At 33.9% G+C, this 21,271-nt stretch carries 15 protein-coding genes and 2 tRNA genes; 14 read left to right on the forward strand and 3 right to left on the reverse strand.

The window, feature by feature from the left end; all coding sequences use genetic code 11:
- The first annotated feature begins 18 nt into the window (after window positions 1-18).
- The 7 genes from QE431_RS00115 to QE431_RS00145 all read left to right on the forward strand — a co-directional run bounded on the left by QE431_RS00115 (window position 19) and on the right by QE431_RS00145 (window position 8,162).
- Window positions 19-1,419 (forward strand): DUF2252 domain-containing protein, encoded by a 1,401-nt coding sequence (locus tag QE431_RS00115; RefSeq protein ID WP_307291447.1) that lies wholly within the window; start codon window positions 19-21, stop codon window positions 1,417-1,419.
- A gap of 263 nt (window positions 1,420-1,682) precedes the next feature.
- Window positions 1,683-2,258, forward strand: coding sequence for a DUF4136 domain-containing protein (locus QE431_RS00120; RefSeq protein WP_057115586.1), 576 nt, complete (start codon window positions 1,683-1,685; stop codon window positions 2,256-2,258).
- A 110-nt stretch (window positions 2,259-2,368) separates the two neighbouring features.
- Window positions 2,369-3,544, forward strand: coding sequence for an AraC family transcriptional regulator (locus QE431_RS00125; RefSeq protein ID WP_307291450.1), 1,176 nt, complete (start codon window positions 2,369-2,371; stop codon window positions 3,542-3,544).
- Window positions 3,545-3,616: 72 nt separating this feature from the next.
- A complete protein-coding gene (locus QE431_RS00130) occupies window positions 3,617-4,582 on the forward strand; it encodes a transporter (protein ID WP_307291452.1) in 966 nt (321 codons plus the stop codon).
- Between the two features lie 65 nt (window positions 4,583-4,647).
- Entirely contained in the window at window positions 4,648-5,808 is a 1,161-nt protein-coding gene (locus tag QE431_RS00135) for a BamA/TamA family outer membrane protein (RefSeq protein ID WP_057115589.1), read from the forward strand.
- 221 nt (window positions 5,809-6,029) lie between these two features.
- On the forward strand, window positions 6,030-7,226 hold the full coding sequence (locus QE431_RS00140; protein WP_057115591.1) for an aminopeptidase C: 1,197 nt from the start codon (window positions 6,030-6,032) through the stop codon (window positions 7,224-7,226).
- A gap of 264 nt (window positions 7,227-7,490) precedes the next feature.
- Entirely contained in the window at window positions 7,491-8,162 is a 672-nt protein-coding gene (locus QE431_RS00145) for a hypothetical protein (protein WP_281867108.1), read from the forward strand.
- A gap of 435 nt (window positions 8,163-8,597) precedes the next feature.
- On the opposite strand, the gene QE431_RS00150 is transcribed toward QE431_RS00145, so the two are convergent.
- From QE431_RS00150 to rseP, 3 genes are all read right to left on the reverse strand, one after another.
- Window positions 8,598-8,671 (reverse strand) — tRNA-Asn (locus tag QE431_RS00150).
- A gap of 38 nt (window positions 8,672-8,709) precedes the next feature.
- Window positions 8,710-8,783, reverse strand: a tRNA-Asn gene (locus QE431_RS00155).
- Between the two features lie 83 nt (window positions 8,784-8,866).
- Window positions 8,867-10,210, reverse strand: a complete 1,344-nt coding sequence (gene rseP / locus QE431_RS00160; RefSeq protein ID WP_281867109.1) for an RIP metalloprotease RseP — start codon at window positions 10,208-10,210, stop codon at window positions 8,867-8,869.
- Between the two features lie 200 nt (window positions 10,211-10,410).
- Here rseP and QE431_RS00165 point away from each other — a divergent pair, with 200 nt between their 5' ends.
- The 7 genes from QE431_RS00165 to hflX all read left to right on the forward strand — a co-directional run bounded on the left by QE431_RS00165 (window position 10,411) and on the right by hflX (window position 21,157).
- Window positions 10,411-11,481: an NADH:flavin oxidoreductase/NADH oxidase gene (locus QE431_RS00165; protein WP_307291457.1), complete on the forward strand. Its 1,071-nt coding sequence runs from the start codon at window positions 10,411-10,413 to the stop codon at window positions 11,479-11,481.
- 177 nt (window positions 11,482-11,658) lie between these two features.
- On the forward strand, window positions 11,659-12,699 hold the full coding sequence (locus QE431_RS00170; protein WP_307291459.1) for a Gfo/Idh/MocA family oxidoreductase: 1,041 nt from the start codon (window positions 11,659-11,661) through the stop codon (window positions 12,697-12,699).
- 449 nt (window positions 12,700-13,148) lie between these two features.
- Complete coding sequence (locus QE431_RS00175) at window positions 13,149-14,369, forward strand: MFS transporter (RefSeq protein WP_134138917.1); 1,221 nt, start codon at window positions 13,149-13,151, stop codon at window positions 14,367-14,369.
- Between the two features lie 201 nt (window positions 14,370-14,570).
- Window positions 14,571-17,390 (forward strand): carboxypeptidase-like regulatory domain-containing protein, encoded by a 2,820-nt coding sequence (locus QE431_RS00180; RefSeq protein WP_307291463.1) that lies wholly within the window; start codon window positions 14,571-14,573, stop codon window positions 17,388-17,390.
- Window positions 17,391-17,401: 11 nt separating this feature from the next.
- The gene (locus QE431_RS00185; RefSeq protein WP_307291465.1) at window positions 17,402-18,751 is read left to right on the forward strand and encodes a DUF5689 domain-containing protein; all 1,350 of its coding nucleotides are present in this window, start codon (window positions 17,402-17,404) and stop codon (window positions 18,749-18,751) included.
- A gap of 136 nt (window positions 18,752-18,887) precedes the next feature.
- Window positions 18,888-19,748, forward strand: a complete 861-nt coding sequence (locus tag QE431_RS00190; protein WP_057115609.1) for a hypothetical protein — start codon at window positions 18,888-18,890, stop codon at window positions 19,746-19,748.
- 170 nt (window positions 19,749-19,918) lie between these two features.
- Window positions 19,919-21,157, forward strand: a complete 1,239-nt coding sequence (gene hflX, locus QE431_RS00195) for a GTPase HflX (protein ID WP_057115612.1) — start codon at window positions 19,919-19,921, stop codon at window positions 21,155-21,157.
- Window positions 21,158-21,271: the final 114 nt, after the last annotated feature.

Consider the following 21,271-nt stretch of genomic DNA (forward strand, 5'->3'; position numbering starts at 1 on the left):
TAGATTAAAAATAGTTTTATGGCTGAAGAATTTGAAAATAGAACTGACACTTCATTTGATGCTGCAGCTTCAAAAGCGGAACGTTTTGAGAAAGGCGCTGCGATTAGAAAAGCTACGCCCCGTTCGGTTCATCGGCAATTGAATCTCACAGAGGATCGCGAAGATCCTGTAGAGATTCTCATTAAAACAAGTATTGGAAGAATCGAAAATCTATTGCCTATTCGATACAGCCGAATGATGGAGTCGCCTTTTGCATTTTTTAGAGGAGCCGCCGCAATTATGGCTGCCGATTTGGCTCACACGCCCAATACTGGAATTCATTTGCAGCTTTGCGGTGATTGTCATTTGATGAATTTTGGCGGATTTGCAACTCCAGAACGTAAACTGGTCTTTGATATTAATGATTTTGACGAAACATATCCAGGTCCGTGGGAATGGGATTTGAAAAGACTGGCTGCCAGTTTTGCCATTGCTGGAAGATGGAAAAAATTTTCGAACAAAACCTGTAAGGAATTTGCATGGAATGTTGCTGATAGTTACAAAAGGCATATGCTGGAATACAGTAAATTATCGGCACTTCAAATTTGGTACGCCCATATTGATCTGGCAGAATTAATAGAAAAAGGAGAAGACGAAGAAATAAAATCCTTTCAGCAAAAGCGGATTAAAAAAGCAGCTGAATATACCGCACACGAAAAAGAGTTTGCAAAAATGACTTATCACGAAGGTTCGCGCGCAAGAATAAAAGACGATCCACCTTTAATTTATCATCCAACGGGAGAAGAAGGAAAACGAATTTTGAAAGAAGCCGAAATTGTGCACAAACGTTATATCGATTCTCTGCCAGATGATAAAAAGGTGCTTTTAAACCGTTACACGTTACACGATCTAGCTGTAAAAGTGGTAGGTGTAGGAAGTGTCGGCACAAGCTGCGGCATTAGTTTACTGATGTCGGCAACTGGTGAACCTATTTTTTTACAATTTAAAGAAGCCCGAAAAAGTGTACTCGAAGAAAATGTAAAAATTAAAAACAAGTATCCGCACGAAGGAGAACGAATTGTAATGGGACAAAAGCTGATGCAGTCTGCCTCGGATATGTTTTTAGGATGGACAAACGACAGCCAGAACAAGTTTTTTTACATCCGCCAGCTTCGTGATGCCAAAGTAAAACCAGTTCTTGAAATAATGAAAGAACAAAATATGAATGATTATGCCAAAGCCTGCGGATGGGCACTTGCAAGAGCACACGCAAGAACAGGAGATCCGTCGTTGCTGTCGGGATATATGGGTAAAAATGACGACTTCGCCGACGCAATTGCCAAGTTTTCCATTTTATATGCAGATCAAAATGAGTCAGATTACAATAAAATGGTCGAAGCTGTAAAAGCAGGAAGACTCCCAATTTCGCCAGAGATATAATTTTTAAATAACTGCATAGAGTAAAATAAATTTGAAATTTATGAATTTAACAAGGAGGTAAAAAAACAAGTAAGATTTTATTTATTTAATTGAATTATTAAATAAAATGATTTATCTTTGAGAGTAAGCTAAGTAATTGTTTAGTAGATACTTGTGTGTATTTAGGTCGTATTTAGCCATTCTAAGCCCTTCTATTCAAGATTTTAAGTTTTTAATACATTCTAGTTAAAAATAATTTAATTAACAATTTAAATACTACAACAATGATTAAAAGAACAAATCTTCGTATACTCCCAGTATTGTTTTTGGGATTAATTTACAGCTGTTCTCCAACTGTAAAAGTCACATCAGATTATGATCATTCTGCCAACTTTGGCGAATATAAAACCTTTGCGGTTTATGATTTAAAAGCACAGCAAGGCCAAGTTAATCAACTAAATGTTGATCGTGTAACAAAAGCTATTCGAAACGAAATGCTTGCTAAAGGCTTTACAGAATCTAGTAATCCTGATTTAAAAGTAAATGCAGTTTCGATATTAAAAAATAAAACTTCTGTAAGTGCAAACACAGATTTTTATGGATACGGCGGTATGTATCGTCCGTACGGATATTGGGGCGGCGGCGCTATGATGGGAGGAGCCAATACAACATTCAATACCTACGATTATGTCGATGGTTCATTGGTAATTGATATTGTCTCTACTAAAAGTCAAAAACTGCTTTGGCAGGGAATTGGAAATGCTGAAATTGACAGTAAACCAGATAATCCCGAAGAATTTATAAATGGTGCTATCAAAAAAATACTTGCTGATTTTCCTCCGGGATCAGCTAAAAAGTAAATAATCAATAAACAGCTTTGTGCCTGTCAGCTTAGACAGGCCCGAAGCTTCTATTTGAATGCTCCCTTTCGCATTTTTAAGAGAAATAATGCTAATTAACCTTAAAAAAAATGATCGATATATTACTTTCACTCTTCTTTTTTATAGCCACAATTGCAGGTCTGGCTACCTCAATTATGGTGCTTTTTTCCAAAAAAACCTATTCAAAAAGTTTCTTTTTAGGAATGTTTTTGCTGAGTCTTGCAGTGGTAAGTATTTACAATTTTTATCTGTCTGCCAATACCATTAAAAACTTTCCAGAACTATTCACTATTACAAAATCGTTTATTTTTTTAGCAGCCCCTTGTTCTTATTTGTATGTTAGAAACATTTTATCTCTCAATAAAAGAATCAGGAAATACGATTGGCTTCATTTTCTGCCTTTTGTTATTTATTTTGTATTGACACTTTTTGCATACGTTGGAAGTTTTACCAATCTAAAAGCGGCACATTATATTGCAATCAAAATCAAAAATCCATTTTCTATTTTAGCCTTGACGATTTGGCTGTCCTATGTCTTTTTTCAAACCATGTTGATTTTAAACTATGATCTGAAAAAATTTAAAGGAGATCAATTTCATCGAATTAAAGTAATCAACTGGATCAAGATTTACAATCTTATGATTTTGTTTTTATTTTCTGCGCTTTTTGTTCATCACTTTCTGTTAAGAAAAATTGATGTCGTAGACATTTCCTGCTATTTCTTAATTTCATCAGTTTTGTTTTTTACTGTGGGATGGCTTTATTTCAAACCTCAAATTTTTCATGATGAAGAAGAAACATTCGATTTTATAAGCGATAATACGGTTGCTGTAAAATCAAAAGAAATCAAGAATAATCTTCTCATAACATATGAGTTAACACCCGAGAAAAAAGAAGATTATTTATTAAAACTAGATTATGTTTTAAATGCTAAAAAGCTTTTTTTAAAGAAAGACTTTGTCATTAGAGATTTGTCAGATGAAACAGGAATATCGGTTCACCATTTGTCCAATTTGATTAATTCTGAATTTGGGCTTCATTTTCAAGATTATGTCAACCTCAAAAGGATAGAATATTTTAAAGACAAAATAAACGATCCAGAATGGAAAGATTTGTCTCTAGAAGGAATGGCTTGGGATTCTGGTTTTAAATCCCGTACAACCTGTTTTAGAGCATTTATAAAGCATACTGGGAAATCACCATCAGAATATTTTAAAACCATTAGAATAAATACTGATCGTACAAGTGCTTACTATTTTAAATAAGAAATAGCTGTTGTATAAAATCAGTTATGATTAGCGCTCGTAAAGTCTTAATTAATTTTAAAACATTTCGATATGAAAGCAAAAATTAATAATTCGAAAAAAGCATTACAATCAATTTTCACCATTATATCATTCGCCATTTCCTTTCACAGCACGGCACAATTAAAAGGAGGACATATTCTTGGCGCCATGGGACTTCAATCAGGAACTCAAGCTCCAGAAAATACTTTAGGAGTATACATTCCAGGTTATATTTATACGGCATCTTCGTTAAGGAATGGTGACGGGGACAAAATTGGCAATCCAGATTTGACTATGTTTATAACTGGGGCAGGAGCCTCTTATGTAAGCGACTTTAAAATTCTGGGGGCCAATTATGGTGCAACTATTTTATTAGCAGGTGCTTCTAATACTATTCAAGGAAGTTATATCGATTCAAAAAGTGATTTTGCCTTTACAGATATGTATATACAGCCCATTCAGTTAGGCTGGCATAATAAAAGAGCCGATTTTATTTTTACTTACCAAATGTATCTTCCAACAGGAAAATATGAGCTTGGCGGAAGTAATAACAGCGGGTTAGGAATGTTTATGAATGAGTTTTCAGCAGGAACAACTTTGTTCTTTAATGATAAAAAAACATTTCATTTTTCAGCATTAGCCTCTTATGAAATTAATGGAAAGAAAAAAGATACCGATATCAAAACAGGTGATATCCTTAGTGTTGAAGGAGGTCTTGGGAAAACTTTTTATTGTATGAATGCTGAGAAAACAGCTCCAAAAGGAATATTAAATGCAGGGTTAATTTATTATTTCCAATACAAAGTTTCGGATGATAAAATTCCAGTAGGAAGCTTATTGCTTGAGCCAGATAAAGATCATGTCGGCGGACTTGGTGCCGAAATTAATTACCTTCATATTGGCTGTATGACTTCTGCAGGATTGAGATGGATTGGAGAAGTTAACGCTGTAAATAGATTTCAAGGAAATACCTTCTTCATTACGCTGGCACATGTTTTCGAGTTCAAGAAAAAGTAATTAAGAGATTTCGGAACTTTAAGAATACGGTAATTTTTAAATGTAAAACGATTCAGCTTCTTTATATGAAAAACAAAAAAACACCACCAAAAATTATCCTATTCTTGCTTGGATTTCTGTTGTCATTTAATGTTATAAATGCACAAAAACAGCATATAAGTGTAAAAGATTCTCTAGACGGAGCGTTTGATTTAAGTGATTATATTATTTACGCACACGGATTTCTGGTCGTTCCAACCGTAATTACAGAACCAGCTTTAGGAGGAATTGGAGGTGCAATCGTGCCTGTTTTCTTAAAAAAACATGCACCAGTTGTAGACGAAAATGGTAAAAAGCGTTTTATAAATCCAGATATCACGGGCGGAATTGGGATGTATACAGGAAATAAAAGCTGGATGGTTGGAGCTTTTCGTTCAGGAACGCTTATTAAACCCAAAATATTATACAGAGTTATGGCTGGCTATGGCGATATGAATTTATCATTTTATGCCAACAACAGACCAAATCTGCCAGATCAGGAATTTAAACTCAATTTTAAATCTACTATTTTTTATACACAATGGCTCAAGCAGTTTAATAATCCAAAATGGAGTGCAGGACCACAATATCTTTTTTTAAATTCTAAAATAAACCTGCCCGACGTTAATCTTCCCCCGCCATTTGTAGATCCAAAAGATATTAAAAGTACCATAAGCCAGCTCGGATTAGCAGTGCAATTCGACGGACGTGATAATATTTTTACACCAGATAAAGGAATTAGGCTTCAATCAGATTTCTTCTGGTCAGATAATATTTTAGGAAGTGATTATGATGCCTGGCGCGTCAATTTATCTGCAATTGGATTTTATCCCTTAACTAAAAAATTAATCGGCGGGCTGAGGATTGAAGGGGAACAGGCGTTTGGTAACCCGCCTTTTTATCTTTTGCCGGGAATTAATTTAAGAGGAATTCCAGCCGCACGATACCAAGGAAAAACAAGTATTGTAACAGAAGCCGAATTAAGATGGGATTTTTACCGACGATGGAGTATAATGGGTTATGGAGGTCTAGCAAGTGCTTTTAACGATTGGGACGATGCTTTTGCAAAACCAGTTGTTTATAGTTACGGAACAGGTTTCAGATATTTACTGGCCAGAAAGTTTAAACTCAGAATGGGTGTTGACGTTGCAAAAGGACCAGAAGATTGGGCTTACTATATCGTTTTTGGAAGTAATTGGTTGCGATAAATTAAAAGCAAAAAACTTGTAAGAAGTTGATTTATAAAAAAAATAATTTTGAAAAGCCTCAATATTGCATTATTGAGGCTTTTTGTCGTAAATAACCTAATAATTATATTCATTAAGAAAATATTAACAATTAAACATTACACAAATTCTATAATATTTAATTGTTTTGTAACAAATTAGAAACATTAGAGACTAATTTTATTAAACTTTAAACATAAATTATGAATACATTTTCATTCAAATCAGTGTTTGCAGCTTCAGTATTTTTAGCTGGAACAGCAGGCTGTTTTGCGCAAGACGTGTTAGTAAATTCACTTAAACTAAACGCTAGCGACAAAAGTAAAGAGAACTTTAAATTTACAGAAGTAATTAACTTAGGTACAACCTCAGTAAAAACTCAAGGTTCATCTGGAACTTGCTGGAGTTATTCAACAAACTCATTCTTAGAGTCGGAAATGATTCGTTTAGGAAAACAGCCAGTAGAATTATCTCAAATTTACTCTGCAAGAAATGTATATGTTGACAAAGGTGTAAATTATGTTCGTATGCACGGAGCAATTACGCTTGGAGATGGAGGAGCTTTGCACGATGTAATTAATATGTACAAAAAATACGGAACTGTTCCTAGAGAAGTTTACACAGGATTAAACTACGGAACAGATAAAAATAAATTTGGAGAAATGGCTGCTCTAATCGAAGGAGTTTTGGCAGCTGTTGTTAAAAACCCGAATGGAGAATTGACACCAAACTGGCAAAAAGCTTACACAGCAGTTATTGACTCTTATTTAGGAAAAGTGCCTGATAACTTCAATTACAAAGGAAAAAACTATACGCCGCAATCTTTTGCAAAAGAAGTGGTTGGAATTAACCCAGATGATTATGTAGAAATGTCATCTTTCACAACATCTCCGTACTATCAAAAAACTACAATGATGGTGCCAGACAACTGGTCATTGGATCAAGTTTACAACGTAAAAGTAAACGATATGACAGATGTTATCGACAATGCTTTGAAAAAAGGATATACTGTGGCTTGGGCAACAGATGTGAGTGAGAAAAGTTTCAGCTGGAAAAATGGAGTAGCTTATGTTCCAACTAAAAAATTCGACGATATGACGGCTGAAGAAAAAGCAGACATGTTTAACGGACCAAAAGCAGAACCAGAAATTACTCCAGAAATGCGTCAGGCTGCGTTTGATAACTACGCAACAACAGACGACCACGGAATGCACATTATTGGTTTAGCAAAAGATCAAACTGGAAAAGAATACTATATCGTAAAAAATTCTTGGGGAGAAACAAACGACTACAAAGGTTTCTTGTTTGTAACTAAGAACTTCGTAAAATATAAAACTACAGCATTATTAGTAAACAAAGGAGGAATTCCAACTGAGATTGCTAAGAAATTAGGGGTTTAATTATCCTGAGAGTTTTTAAGAAATAGAGAAAGCGCCACAATGGAAATTGTGGCGCTTTTTTTATTGATTAATTATATATTTTTCATTAAGCCATTTTTCCTATAAACAATTTAAGGAACCTTTTTCCCTAATCAGGAACACTTAAAAGAAAAGAAGCGCTTCAACGTTTTTTCTAGTTATTTGCGGAGAATATTAATCGTAACGGCTTGAATGGCATATATTTAATAAAATTTTAAGGCGATCCATTAATTTTATTGAATATTTATGAAAAAGCTCGAAGCGTTTTTAAGCGCATTTTTAATAATAGTATCTCTTAATTGCTTTGCACAACAAACTGCAAATGCCCAGGGATCTTCCGCTAACGGAAAAACTATAATTTTAACCGACAATCTTGCTTCAAACAGTGATTATGTTATAAAATCATATTATGTAGAAGAGAGAATCAATAAACTTTTTGGAGGCAGAATTACAACTTATGAGGTAACTAAATTGGATATGGTTTATACCAACGATTTAGGACCAAATAATACTAGAACTATTATTCCGAGATATGTCAAGCGAAAACAAAAAGGAGCAAGTATGACACAGCCTGAAGTTTCTATTGAAAGTATAACAGCCTATTCAGAGCCAGTTGTGGTTAAAGTTCCAGCTGAGCCTGAAAAATATGTCAAAGTAGATGTAACGAGAACTTATGAAAGAGTGCTGGAAAAAGGATATAAATCTCCAGAAATGCTTCAAAAGGTTGCGGATCGACTTTACTTCGAAGGAAACTTTAATACAGCGGCAGGATATTATGAGCAATTGTTTAATCTCGTTAAAGATCCAGATGTTATTTATTATTACAGATACGCCCAGTCTTTAAAATCAGTCAACCAAATCGAAAAAGCTGATTTGTTGATGAAACGATTTAAAAGCGAGACCTTGGTAGTTAAGTAGATTTTGTTAGCCGCAGATTTTAACCGCAAAGACACTAAGAAAAAGCGCAAAGGTTAATTAGATCTAATTTTATAGATTTTGAAAATCAATATTAAAAAAAAGGTGAACAGTTGAAACCAAAGGCTATGTTAATTTGATAATTTAAACAAAATGGTTTACATAAATCAAAAAATCAAGCATGTTATTAGATATCTTGTTTGTCATCTCGAGGGGCCAGAGATCAATGGTTTGTCGACATAGATTGGCAATTTAAATTGTGTAGTTTCTTGCGTGATTTCTTCCTTTGGTCGAAATGACAAAATTGGCGCTTTTTGCGTAAAACCCTGCGCCTTTACTATTAAAATAATCAGTCCTAAAGTATTGGAATTTGGAATTTTTTAAACTTTGGAATTTGACAAAAAAAAAGACGATCAAATTGATCGTCTTTTTTTTAAGCTCCCCCTCTTGGGCTCGAACCAAGGACCCTCTGATTAACAGTCAGATGCTCTAACCAACTGAGCTAAGGAGGAATCACCTTAAAGGTAAATATGTTTGCTAAAAAAAGTTGCTCCCCCTCTTGGGCTCGAACCAAGGACCCTCTGATTAACAGTCAGATGCTCTAACCAACTGAGCTAAGGAGGAAGTTGTTGCTCTTTTTAGCGAGTGCAAATATAAAACTATTTTTAGTTTCTCAAAAACATTTTCACTCTTTTTATTAAATATTTTTACTTGCCTACAATTGCTTTGTAAATGTCGTTTCCGTTAGCAAATAGTAATAGTGAAATAAGTAAAACAAAACCAACCATTTGCGCATTCTCTAGGAATTTATCACTTGGTTTTTTACCGCTGATCATTTCATACAATAAAAACATTACGTGACCACCGTCAAGTGCTGGAATTGGCAATAAATTCATAACTCCAAGCATAATTGACAATAAAGCCGTGATTGACCAAAATACTTCCCAGCTCCAAGAAGTAGGGAAAATATTGAAAATTGCTGCAAAACCGCCAACTTGTTTGTAAGCTTTAGTTTCTGGATTAAAAATCATTTTCAATTGTTTTCCGTAACCTACTAATTGGTCTTTACCTTTTTCAAGACCAACCGGAATAGATTCGAAGAAACCGTATTCTTTAGTACTGATTTTATAGTAACCAAGCTTTTCTAAAGATTTCATGTCTAAACCACCTGCAACCACACCTAGTTTTCCTTCGTTATTAACTTTTAAGGTAATTGGAGTTTCTTTTAAATCACGTAAAACAACAGCTGGAATTGATTTGCCTTTATTAGCTTCCAAAACTGTTTTAGCTTCATCAAAGTATTTAATCTTTTGTCCATTCAAAGAAAGAACCAAGTCTTTTGGTTTTAAGTTTTGATTAGGAGATTCTTCCGCAACTTTACCAATTGCAAAAGGAGTACGAATACCAATAAGAAGTCCTTTTTCTGTTTTAGAAAGTTGGTCTACAAAATCAGTTGGCATTGTAATAGTCTGCTGTTTTCCGTCTCTTTCAATCAAAACATGTTTTGCCATGATAACATTCATGTTCATATCACTGTCGTAATTTTCTACAGCTTTTCCGTCAATAGAAATAATTTTATCGCCAGTTTTAAAACCAGCTTTAATCATAGCAGGATTTTCAATTGCAACACCATCCTTTAAATCGGCATTAGCAATATAAGTATCTCCGTAGGCAAAAGCCATTCCGATATAAATAATAAAAGCCAGAATAAAGTTTACAGTAACACCGCCAAGCATAATAATTAAACGCTGCCAAGCTGGTTTAGTACGAAATTCCCAAGGCTGTGGAGGCAGAGCCATTTGCTCTTTGTCCATACTTTCATCAATCATTCCAGAAATTTTCACATAACCTCCAAGCGGAAGCCAACCGATACCATATTCTGTTTCTCCTATTTTCTTTTTGAAAAGTGAATATTTAACATCAAAAAACAAATAAAATTTTTCGACTCTTGTTTTAAACAATTTTGCAGGGATAAAATGCCCTAATTCATGAAGAATAATAAGTAAAGATAAACTCAATAGAAATTGAGAGAGTTTGATAACTATATCCATTTTTTATTTTTAGTTCGTATTTAACGCACAAAAGTAGCGTTTTCTTATTTAATTTAAGACCGCAAGATAATGTTTAAGGTTTTAAATGTTTGTTAATTAATAAACATTTCAATTTCTCGTTTTCGCAAGATGCCGTAACTTTACTTTTTAAACTGCTGTCATTTTCAATTGGTAGCATAAAATCTTCAAAAGTTACAATTATGGCTTCACAATTATTTACTCCATTAACTATAAAAAAAATTACATTAAAGAATAGAATTGCAATTTCTCCAATGTGTCAATATTCTGCAGAAGACGGTTTTGCAAACGATTGGCATTTGGTTCATCTAGGAAGTCGAGCGACTGGAGGTGCAGGATTAATTATTCAAGAAGCTACGGCAGTTTCTCCAGAAGCAAGGATTTCTCCTTCAGATCTTGGAATTTGGAAAGACGAACATGTCGAAAAACTAAAACAGATCAACCAATTTATTATTTCTCAAAATTCAATTCCGGGAATTCAATTGGCGCATGCGGGACGAAAAGCAAGTGTTTCTGCCCCGTGGCTTGGCAATAAAAAATTAGATTTCGCTCAAGGCGGATGGCAGACGGTTTCTGCAAGTGCGATTCCGTATCATGATGGCGAACCTTTTCTTCCAGAAGCTTTGGATAAAAACGGAATCCAAAAAGTGATTTCAGATTTTAAAGCAGCAACAAAACGAGTGGTAGAAGCTGGATATCAGGTTTTAGAAATTCACGGCGCGCACGGATATTTGCTGCATCAGTTTTTATCTCCATTAACAAATGTAAGAACAGACGAGTATGGAGGAAGTTTTGAAAATAGAATTCGTTTTACACTCGAAATTGTAGAAGCAGTTCAAACCGAATGGCCGTCTGATCTACCAATATTTGTTAGAATATCGGCAACTGACTGGGCAGAAAACGGATGGAATCCTGAAGAATCGGTACAGCTTTCAAAAATATTAAAGGAAAAAGAAGTAGATTTAATTGACGTTTCATCAGGCGGATTGGTTTCGCATCAAAAGATTACACTTGGTCCGGGTTATCAAGTTCCTTTTGCAGAAAAAGTAAAAAAAGAAGCTGATATTTCAACTGGAGCAGTTGGTTTAATTACAGAAGCCAGACAAGCTGAAGAAATACTAAATAGCGGTCAAGCCGATTTAATTTTATTCGCCAGAGAATCTTTGAGAAATCCCAATTTGCCTTTAGATTTCGCTAAAGAATTAGACAGCGAAATTCAATGGCCAAAACAATACGAAAGAGCTAAGATTTAAATTTTATTAGCCACAGATTTCACAGATTAAAATGATTTCTTTTTAATGTTTTTCGATACGAATTTCAGGAATTATTTTAAACTTGTAAAGTAACGATTTGTGTAAATTCGTGAAATTCGTGGCAAAACAAAAATCCTTTTTAATCACATTAATCTGTGGCAAAAAACTAAAAATAACATGCAAAAAATAAAAACAGCACTTTTATCATACGGAATGTCGGGAAAAGTTTTTCACGCTCCGTTTTTAGATATTCACGAAGGATTTGAATTATTAGGTTCTTGGGAAAGAAGCAAAAAGTTAATTCAAGAAGATTATCCATACGTTAAAAGTTACGCTTCGATAGACGAATTATTAAACGACGATGTAGATTTAGTAATTGTAAATACACCCGTAGGAACACATTATGAATATGCTAAAAAAGTACTTTTGGCAGGCAAACATGCTGTAGTAGAAAAGGCTTTTACAACAACAGTTGCTGAGGCAAAAGAACTTTCATCAATCGCTAAAGAAAAAGGACTGAAATTAGCCGTATTTCAAAACAGAAGATGGGACAGTGACTTTAAAACAATCAAGAAAATTATTGATGAAGGAGTTTTAGGTGATTTGATAGAAGCAGAATTTCATTTTGACCGCTATAATCCTTTATTGAGTCCGAAGGCACATAAAGAAACGGCAAATGACGGCGCTGGAGTTTTAAAAGATTTAGGTCCGCATTTAATAGATCAAGCGGTGAGTTTATTTGGCTGTCCGAAATCAGTATTTGGAGATATTCGAGTAACCAGAGAAAATTCTGTTGTAGACGACTGGATCGATTTGACATTGTTTTATTCTAATTTCAGAGTAAGATTAAAAGCAGGTTTTTTTGTGAGAGAAGCCAATCCAGCTTATACCATTCACGGTAAAAAAGGTTCTTTCTTAAAACCTCGAGGAGATGTTCAGGAAGACGATTTGAAAGTCGGAAAAAAGCCAAATCTAGAATCTTGGGGAACAGAAGATGAAAATCTCCAAGGACTTTTACACACAGAAATTGATGGTAAAATAGTAAGGGAAAAAATCCCGACACTTCAAGGTAATTATTTCAGTTTTTTTGATGGAGTTTATGATTCAATCGTAAACGATAAAAAGGAACCTGTTACTGCAGAAGACGGTGTAAAAGTGATGCAGGTTATAGAAGCTGCAATTGCAAGTAATGCCCAGCAAAAGGTAATAAGTATATAATAAGTATGTAATTAAGTAGGATTATCATTCCGTAGGAATGTTTCGTCGGTAAAAAATATAATGTTCAGTCACATTTACGTTCCATAGGAACGTTTGATTTTGTTGTCATTTTTATAATCTAAATGTATCAAACGTTCCTACGGAACGTAAAATATCGCAACGATATAATTTTTTCTACCGACGAAATGTTCCTATGGAACAGAGAAATATAAATAAAAAGGGGTTTTTCTCGAAAGTTGAGATTGCTCCTTTTTTTGTTTTTAATAAAAAAATGACGCAGATTATAATTCTACTAAACCTGAAAAGTTGTAATTTTAATAAGAAGATTTCAATTGAAAACCTTCGAATTTATAAACAATAACGTTGTATATTGTGCATAACATTAGGTTTTATGCACTTTAACAAGCGTTTTTAGTATTTTTGAAAATATCATTCATTAAAAATTAAATATGCTGATAAATTTTAATCCATTAGCGCTTTTTCAGACCAAAGGTAAAATCAAGAAAGTATTTAGAGAAGCAAAGGCTTCTTATTTAAATCGGATTCGTTTTGCCGTTGGAATGTTTTATTTCGGAATGGGTTTGAGTTTTGCAACATGGGCGAGCAGGATTCCAGATATTAAAACGGCTTTGCATTTAACAGAAGGCGATTTGGGTTCTATACTTTTTGCGCTTCCAGTTGGGCAATTAATGATTATGCCTTTTTCTGGAAAAATGGTTACCAAATTTGGCAGTCACCGCATTTTGATTTTTTCTTTAATAATGTACGTCTTCTGCTTAATTAATTTAGGTTTAGCAACAACTGCATTACAATTATCTTTAGGATTATTTTTGTTTGGCCTGTTTGGAAATCTAGCCAATATTGCCGTAAACACGCAAGGAGTTTATACGGAAGTTTTGTTCAAAAAAACAATCATGTCAGCATTTCACGGAATGTGGAGTTTTGCAGGATTTACAGGAGCATTAGTCGGCTTAGGCATGCTTGCTTTAAAATTAAGTCCATTACATCATTTTCTAATTGTAGCCGGAATAGTTTTGCTTATGGTTGCTTTTAATTTTAAATTTTTGGTGCGTGCCAAAGAAAAAGTAAAAGTAAAACAAGAAGGCAAAAAACTATTTGTAAAACCAGACACAGCTTTACTTTGGCTTGGTGTAATCGGATTCTGCAGTATGGCAAGCGAAGGAGTTATGTTCGATTGGAGCGGTGTTTACTTTAAAGATATTGTACAAGCGCCTGGAGCATTAGTAGTTTTAGGCTACACTTCTTTTATGATTATGATGGCTGGCGGAAGATTTTTGGGTGACGGATTAATCAATAAATTTGGTCGTGAACGTGTTATGCAGATTAGCGGCGTTATGATTTCTGCCGGACTTTTTACGGCTGTTTTTCTTCCTTATATTATTCCGTGCACCATTGCTTTTATGTTCGTTGGTTTGGGCGTTGCTACTATAGTTCCAACCGTATATAGTATTGCTGGGAAAAATCCAACCGTGCCTGCCGGCGAAGCTTTAACGATTGTTTCGAGTGTAAGTTTCTTAGGGTTCTTGATGGGACCTCCTGTAATTGGGCATATTGCACAAAGTTTTGGTCTTCAATTCTCTTTTGCTTTTATCGGAATATTTGGAGTTTTGATCGCCTTTATGGTTTCTAAAATTCGCACTACAGCTTAAACTATCGCTTATGAGTACTTAATTAGCTTTTCATTAATTAAAATAAATTTGAAAGAATTTACCTATATTTAAATATTTTACCTATTTTTGAATGTAGAGCCTCACAGCTAAAACTTAGAATTTCTTTTCCAAAAACCAATTTTATCTTTTGAATAAGGATTGCGATCCTAAAAAATTTTCAAAAATAAATTGGAATTTTTAATGGTAAAAAAATACTTAACGGCTTTAATTTTAATGTTTTGTACTTTTGCATCGGCACAGCAGCAAGAAATAACTGTTACTGGAATCGTTATTGATGCGCGAACGCAAAATCCGCTGGAAAATGTAGTCGTGACGATACAGAATACAGCAGTTATGCAGCTCACGTCAAAAGATGGAAAATTTGAACTTCATATATTTCCGCAAAAAGAGCAATTACTTTTGCTGAGAAACCAAGGATACAAAGATTATATTTTAAAAATCCAATCTTCAAAACAAAACATTAATCTAGGAACTTTACAGATCGAAGATACTTATTCGGATGAAGTTCCAGCTGCATTGATTACTTTGTCTGATAATGATTTTTCTGAAGATAACAGCTCCTCAGAAATGACATCTGGACTTTTACAATCTTCAAAAGATGCCTTTATGCAGGCATCTGCGTTTAATTGGGGTCAAGCTCGCTTTAGAATTCGCGGTTTAGACAGTGAAAACGGAACAATGATGCTCAACGGAATGACAATGAACAAAATCTACGACGGAAGACCGCAGTGGAACAATTGGGGAGGCTTAAATAATGTATTGCGCAATCAAGAATTTTCTGTTGGAACGGCTGCATCAAATTATACTTTCGGTGGAATTTTAGGTACACAGCAAATAACAACTCGAGCTTCCTTATACCGAAAGGGAACATCACTTACATTTTCTGGAAGCAATACAACATACACTTGGCGTGCAATTGGAACATATGCATCTGGAATGAATTCTTCTGGTTGGGCTTATGCGGTTGCAGCTGGAAAAAGATGGGCGGATGAAGGTTACTTTCAAGGAACAAATTTCAATGCAGATTCTTTTTTCATTAGTGTCGAAAAGAAATTAACCAACAGAAATTCTCTCAATTTTACAGGCTTTTATACTCCGAATTCGCGCGGAAAAAATTCAGCAAATACAAGTGAAGTGACCAGTTTAATGGGCGAAAAGTACAATTCGTACTGGGGATTTCAGAATGGTGAAAAACGAAACGCAAGAGTTAAAAATGTTGAAGAACCATTATTAATGCTGAATCATTATTTTAAAATTGATGCTAAAACAAACCTGAATTCGAGCGTTATGTATCAATTTGGGAAAGTCGGAAACAGCAGTATAGATTATCAAAATGCAGATAATCCAGATCCCGTTTATTATAAAAAAATGCCAAGTTATTTTAGTTCGCTTTATGCGAAAGATCAAGGACAATTTTCAGGTGAGTTTACTCCAGATTATGAAAATGCAGCAAAAAATACAATTGCACTTCTAGAAAATCCTCAGATTGATTGGGAGTCAATGTATCTTGCTAATCAAAATCCAACGGAAAATGGTTATGAACCTGCAAAAAGTAAATATGTTCTTTATGAAGACCGAACAGACGATAAGACTTTTGCAGTAAATTCAAACTTAAACACGCAGATTACTCCAAATATTTCATTTGATGGCGGATTCACTTTCCGAAAATTAAAATCACATAATTTTCAGTATTTGCTGGATCTTTTAGGCGGAGAATATTTTGAAGATATTGATCCATTTTACAAAGGAAATCTTTCACAATCAGATTTACAGCATCCAGATCGAAAAGTTAAGAAAGGAGATATTTATGGGTATAATTATAATTTGCTTGCTAATACTTTAGATCTTTTCACGCAGTTTAAATTTACTTATAATAAAACAGAATTTTATCTGGCACAATCATACGCAATGTCCGATTATCAAAGAGAAGGATTGTATCAAAACGGACTTTATCCAACGTCTTCACTGGGAAAAAGTGATAAGGTAAACTTTGAAAATTTTGGTTTCAAAGGCGGATTTACGTATAAAATCTCTGGAAAGCAGCTGTTGTTTTTTAATGTAGCGCATTTGACAAGAGCTCCTTCTCTTAGAAATACATTTTCAAATTCACGATTAAATAATTCGATAGTTAATGGAATTGAAAGTGAAAATATTAGCAGTGCTGAAGCTAATTATGTTTATCGTTCACCAAAACTTAAAATGCGTTTTACGGCTTATTATACTTTAATAAAAAACACTTCAAAAATTTCTTTTTTCTATGCCGAAGGAATTTTTGATAACGGAGCAGGTTATGATGCTACAGATGCTTTTGTAAGTCAGACTTTAACGCATTTAGACAAGAAAAATACTGGAGCAGAATTAAGTTTAGAATATCAATTTTCATCGACAGTAAAAGCGACCTTGTCTGCAGCGTACGGAAATTATGTTTACAGCAGTAATCCAAACGTATCAATTACAAATGATGCAAACGCAGCAAAAGATGGTGCGCAGACTACCTTTGATTTTGGTCAAGCCTATCTTAAAAATTACAAACAGCCAGGAACTCCGCAGCAGGCTTATTCGTTTGGAATGGAATATCGCGATCCAAAATTTTGGTGGCTGGCTGCTAATATTAATTATTTGGCAGAAAGTTATATCGATGTTTCGCCAATTTCAAGAACTTCCCAATTTTACATTAATCCAGCCAATAATTTTCCTTTCCCAGAAGCAACTTCAGAAAGAGGAAATGAATTATTAAAACAAGAAAAGTTTGATCCAGTATCATTATTAAATATAAGTGGAGGAAAGTCATGGCGCATTCGTAAAAAATATATAGGTCTTTTTGCCAGCGTTAATAACGTTTTCAATTCAATATATAAAACTGGAGGTTTTGAACAGGCGCGGAATGCAAACTTCAGAGCTTTAAATCAAGATATTTCCAGCGGAACTCCATCCTTTGGTCCTAAATATTATTATGGTTACGGAAGAACTTATTTTTTAAATCTCACCATTGGATTGTAAATCAAAATCTCATGAAAAACATATTTTTAAATTCATTTTTTGGAATATCATTATTTATCATCACGAGTTGCAGTACCGAAGTCGAAATGCCGAAATTGGTTTGCACACAGCCAGATTTCACAGTAAATAAGACTGTAGAAAAAGTATATGAACTTTCCAATAATACGGCCAAACAATATTTATACGATGATATTATTGAAGCGTATGTAGTTTCTAGTGACGAAGGCGGTAATTTTTTTAAGACGATTTCATTGCAAACAATTGCTGCTGCAAAAACTCCAGCAATTGGTTTTAGCGTTCCCATAGACGCATCAAATACTTATATTGATTATCGCGTTGGAAATAAAGTATATGTAAAACTTAAAAACCAATTTACAGATTTATATTATGGCGGATTAAGAATTGGAAGTTTATATGTAAGTAATGCCGGCGATCCAACAATTGGCAGGATTTCTCAAAATGATTATAAAAATGTTCTGAATGCTTCCTGTACAATAATTGATGAAAATACTTTGGTTGAATCACTTTCTATAGAAGAGGCGCTTAAGGATATTAAGTTAAACACATTAATAGAATTAAATGATGTCGAATTTACAGAGGCGGCATTAGGACGTCATTATTTTGAAGAATCAAATAATGTGGGCGGATCTACAAATTGGAATCTGCGAGATAAAACAGGAAACCAAATTATTTTTAGAACCAGCAGTTATGCAAAATTTGCAGATCATTTTGTGCCAGAAGGGAGTGGAAAAGTAAGAGGGATTTTGACCAAATTTGGCACTGATTATCAATTGATGCTAAGATACGAAAGTGACATTGATATGAATGGAAAAAGGAATGTCCCGTTTTTTGCAGAAGATTTTCAGTCCGTTAAAAACAATGTAAATTTTGTTTTGCCTGGCTGGAGCAATATTGTAGAAAAAGCCACTAAACTTTGGAAGAGTATGGTATATTCCGGAAATGGGTATGCAGAGTTTAATACTACAAGCACGACGGCAGCCGAAAATATTGCATGGCTGGTTTCTCCTAAAATTAATTTAGCAGGATATAAAAATGCGGTATTTTCGTTTAGAAGTGCACAGCATGATTTAAAAATGGATTCGCCTTTAAATACGTTAGAAGTTTATGTTTCAACCAATTTTGATGGTTCGAATGTTACCAAAGCAAAATGGACAAAATTAGAAGCTAAAGTTCCTTCATTAGCAACACCAACACGCGAATTTATAAGCTCTGGAGGAATTGATCTCTCGGCGTATTCTGGAAATATTCATATTGCATTTAAATACATCGGTTCTGGAAAAGATAAAACTTTAAACGGCGCTTTTATGGTTGATGATATTAAGATTTTTGGAGAAAAATAGGACGTAATTTTTAAATTCAAAATTAAATAGTTGATTTTTAGAGCTTTATTTAAAAGTTTGTAGTTTTCGTATTTCAAATTCCTGAAATTTAATTGAATTTTGTATTTTGGTCATCCCAAATCAATACAAATACCTCATGAAAACCTACTTTCTTGCCATCTTGATGATGGTTTTTCCATGTTTACTGCATAGTCAGGACGCTCCTGTTAAATTGAAGCAGATCAATATTGTTAAAACAAATTACCAAAACTCTAAAGACGGTGAAATTGTAAATAAAACAATGGTCTTTAAAGATGGTAAACTTCAAACCGTAACAACTTCAGACGTTGTACAGCATTTCTTTTACAACAAAAATGGTTTGCTTGATATGACTGTTAAGGATAAGGTTGGAAGCGACTGGAAAGAAGTCGTAAATTATACTTATGATGCTGACAACAATATTACAAAGTTTGTCAAAAAATATCAAGAAGGACCAAATTATATTACTAAAGTGGTTTCATTTGTTTATGAAGGTGCAAGGATTAAAGTTACTACAAAAAAGAGCACGAATCACCAGAATTTAGTAGATGATATCGAATATCTTGTTGAAAACGGAATCATTGTAAGACGTACTTCACGCGATAGAAATAAACAAATTATTGGAAAACTTGAATACGTTTATGTAAACGATAATGTATCTAAACACAAAGGATTGGTTGGAGATAAAATTTCTAAAACCTACACTTACGATGATAAAAAATCGGTGGATCAATTGATTGTTCAAAGCTTGTTTGGTGATAATTACAAAGTAATTGTACCAATGATTTCTTACCATGAAGACGAATTTGCCTTTGAATCAATTTCATACAATAATGAAATGAATTTTAGTCCTTCGTCTACAGCTTTAGTAGCGGTAAGCAGAAAATACAAATACAACAAACTAAACTTTCCGATTTCTTGTTCGCAAATTGAAGAAAACGGAATTGTAAAAACAGAAAAAACGTTTATTTACGAGTAAATATTTCAAATTTAGAAATTATTCAAAATGGAATTTTGTTGAGGTAAGCTTAACAGAATTCCATTTTTTTATAATTTGCTGTAAAAGCAGTTGTAGATATAAATTTAAAAACGAAATTGTATAATTGATTGTAGCTTACAAATGATTAAATTTGCAACTTATTCAAGACTATGTTAGAAAAAGAAGTTATAAATTTTGAGAGAACAGTAATTGTTGGAATTGTTACTCAAAATCAAAGTGAAGAAAAACTAAATGAATATTTGGACGAATTAGAGTTTTTGACATTTACCGCAGGAGGTGAAGTTATTAAACGCTTTTCGCAGAAAATGGAACGTCCGAATCCCAAGACTTTTGTGGGTACGGGAAAAATTGATGACATCAATCTTTTTGTAAAAGAAAACAAAATATCGACAGTAATTTTTGATGATGAATTAACGCCTTCACAGCAAAAAAATATTTCGAGAATTATTGATTGTAAAATTCTGGATAGAACCAATTTGATTCTGGATATTTTTGCGCAGCGAGCTGAAACTTCATATGCAAGAACTCAGGTAGAATTGGCTCAATGTCAGTACTTACTTCCAAGACTTTCTGGTTTATGGACACACCTTGAGCGTCAAAAAGGGGGTATTGGTATGCGTGGACCTGGAGAAACAGAGATCGAAACCGACAGACGTATTGTGCGTGACAGAATTTCGTTGTTGAAAGATAAAATCAAAACCATTGACAAGCAAATGAGCATTCAGCGTAGTAATCGCGGTGCGATGGTTCGTGTGGCTTTGGTTGGTTACACAAACGTTGGGAAATCGACTTTGATGAATGCAATTGGTAAAAGTGATGTTTTTGTTGAGAACAAATTGTTTGCAACTTTGGATACTACAGTTCGAAAAGTGGTGATTAAAAACTTACCATTTTTGCTTTCAGATACTGTTGGTTTTATTCGAAAACTGCCAACCCAATTGGTTGATTCTTTTAAAAGTACACTAGATGAGGTTCGTGAAGCAGATTTGCTTTTGCATGTTGTAGATATTTCACATCCTGATTTTGAGGATCATATAGAATCTGTAAACAAAACGTTGCAGGAAATTAAAAGTAATGATAAGCCAACGATCATGGTTTTCAATAAAATTGATGCTTACCGTCATCTCACTATTGAAGAAGATGATTTAATTACCGAAAGAACCCGCAAACATTATACACTCGAAGAATGGAAACAAACTTGGATGAATGATGTAGGAGAAGGCAAAGCTTTATTTATCTCAGCAAGAGAAAAAGAAAACTTTGAAGAATTTAGAGAAACGGTTTATGAAGCTGTTCGACAAATTCATATTACTCGTTTTCCTTATAATAAATTTTTGTATCCAGATTATAAGGATGCGATTGAGAAGGAAGAAGAAAATGAAGAATAATAAATTTTTTACCGCAAAGAGCGTTAAGATTTTTATATTATAGTATCATAAAAAACAAAGTTCGCAAAGCTAAATAACATCCAGCTTTGCGAATTTTTATTTTTATAAAATTGA

The sequence above is a fragment of the Flavobacterium sp. SORGH_AS_0622 genome (assembly GCF_030818825.1).
GTDB lineage: Bacteria > Bacteroidota > Bacteroidia > Flavobacteriales > Flavobacteriaceae > Flavobacterium.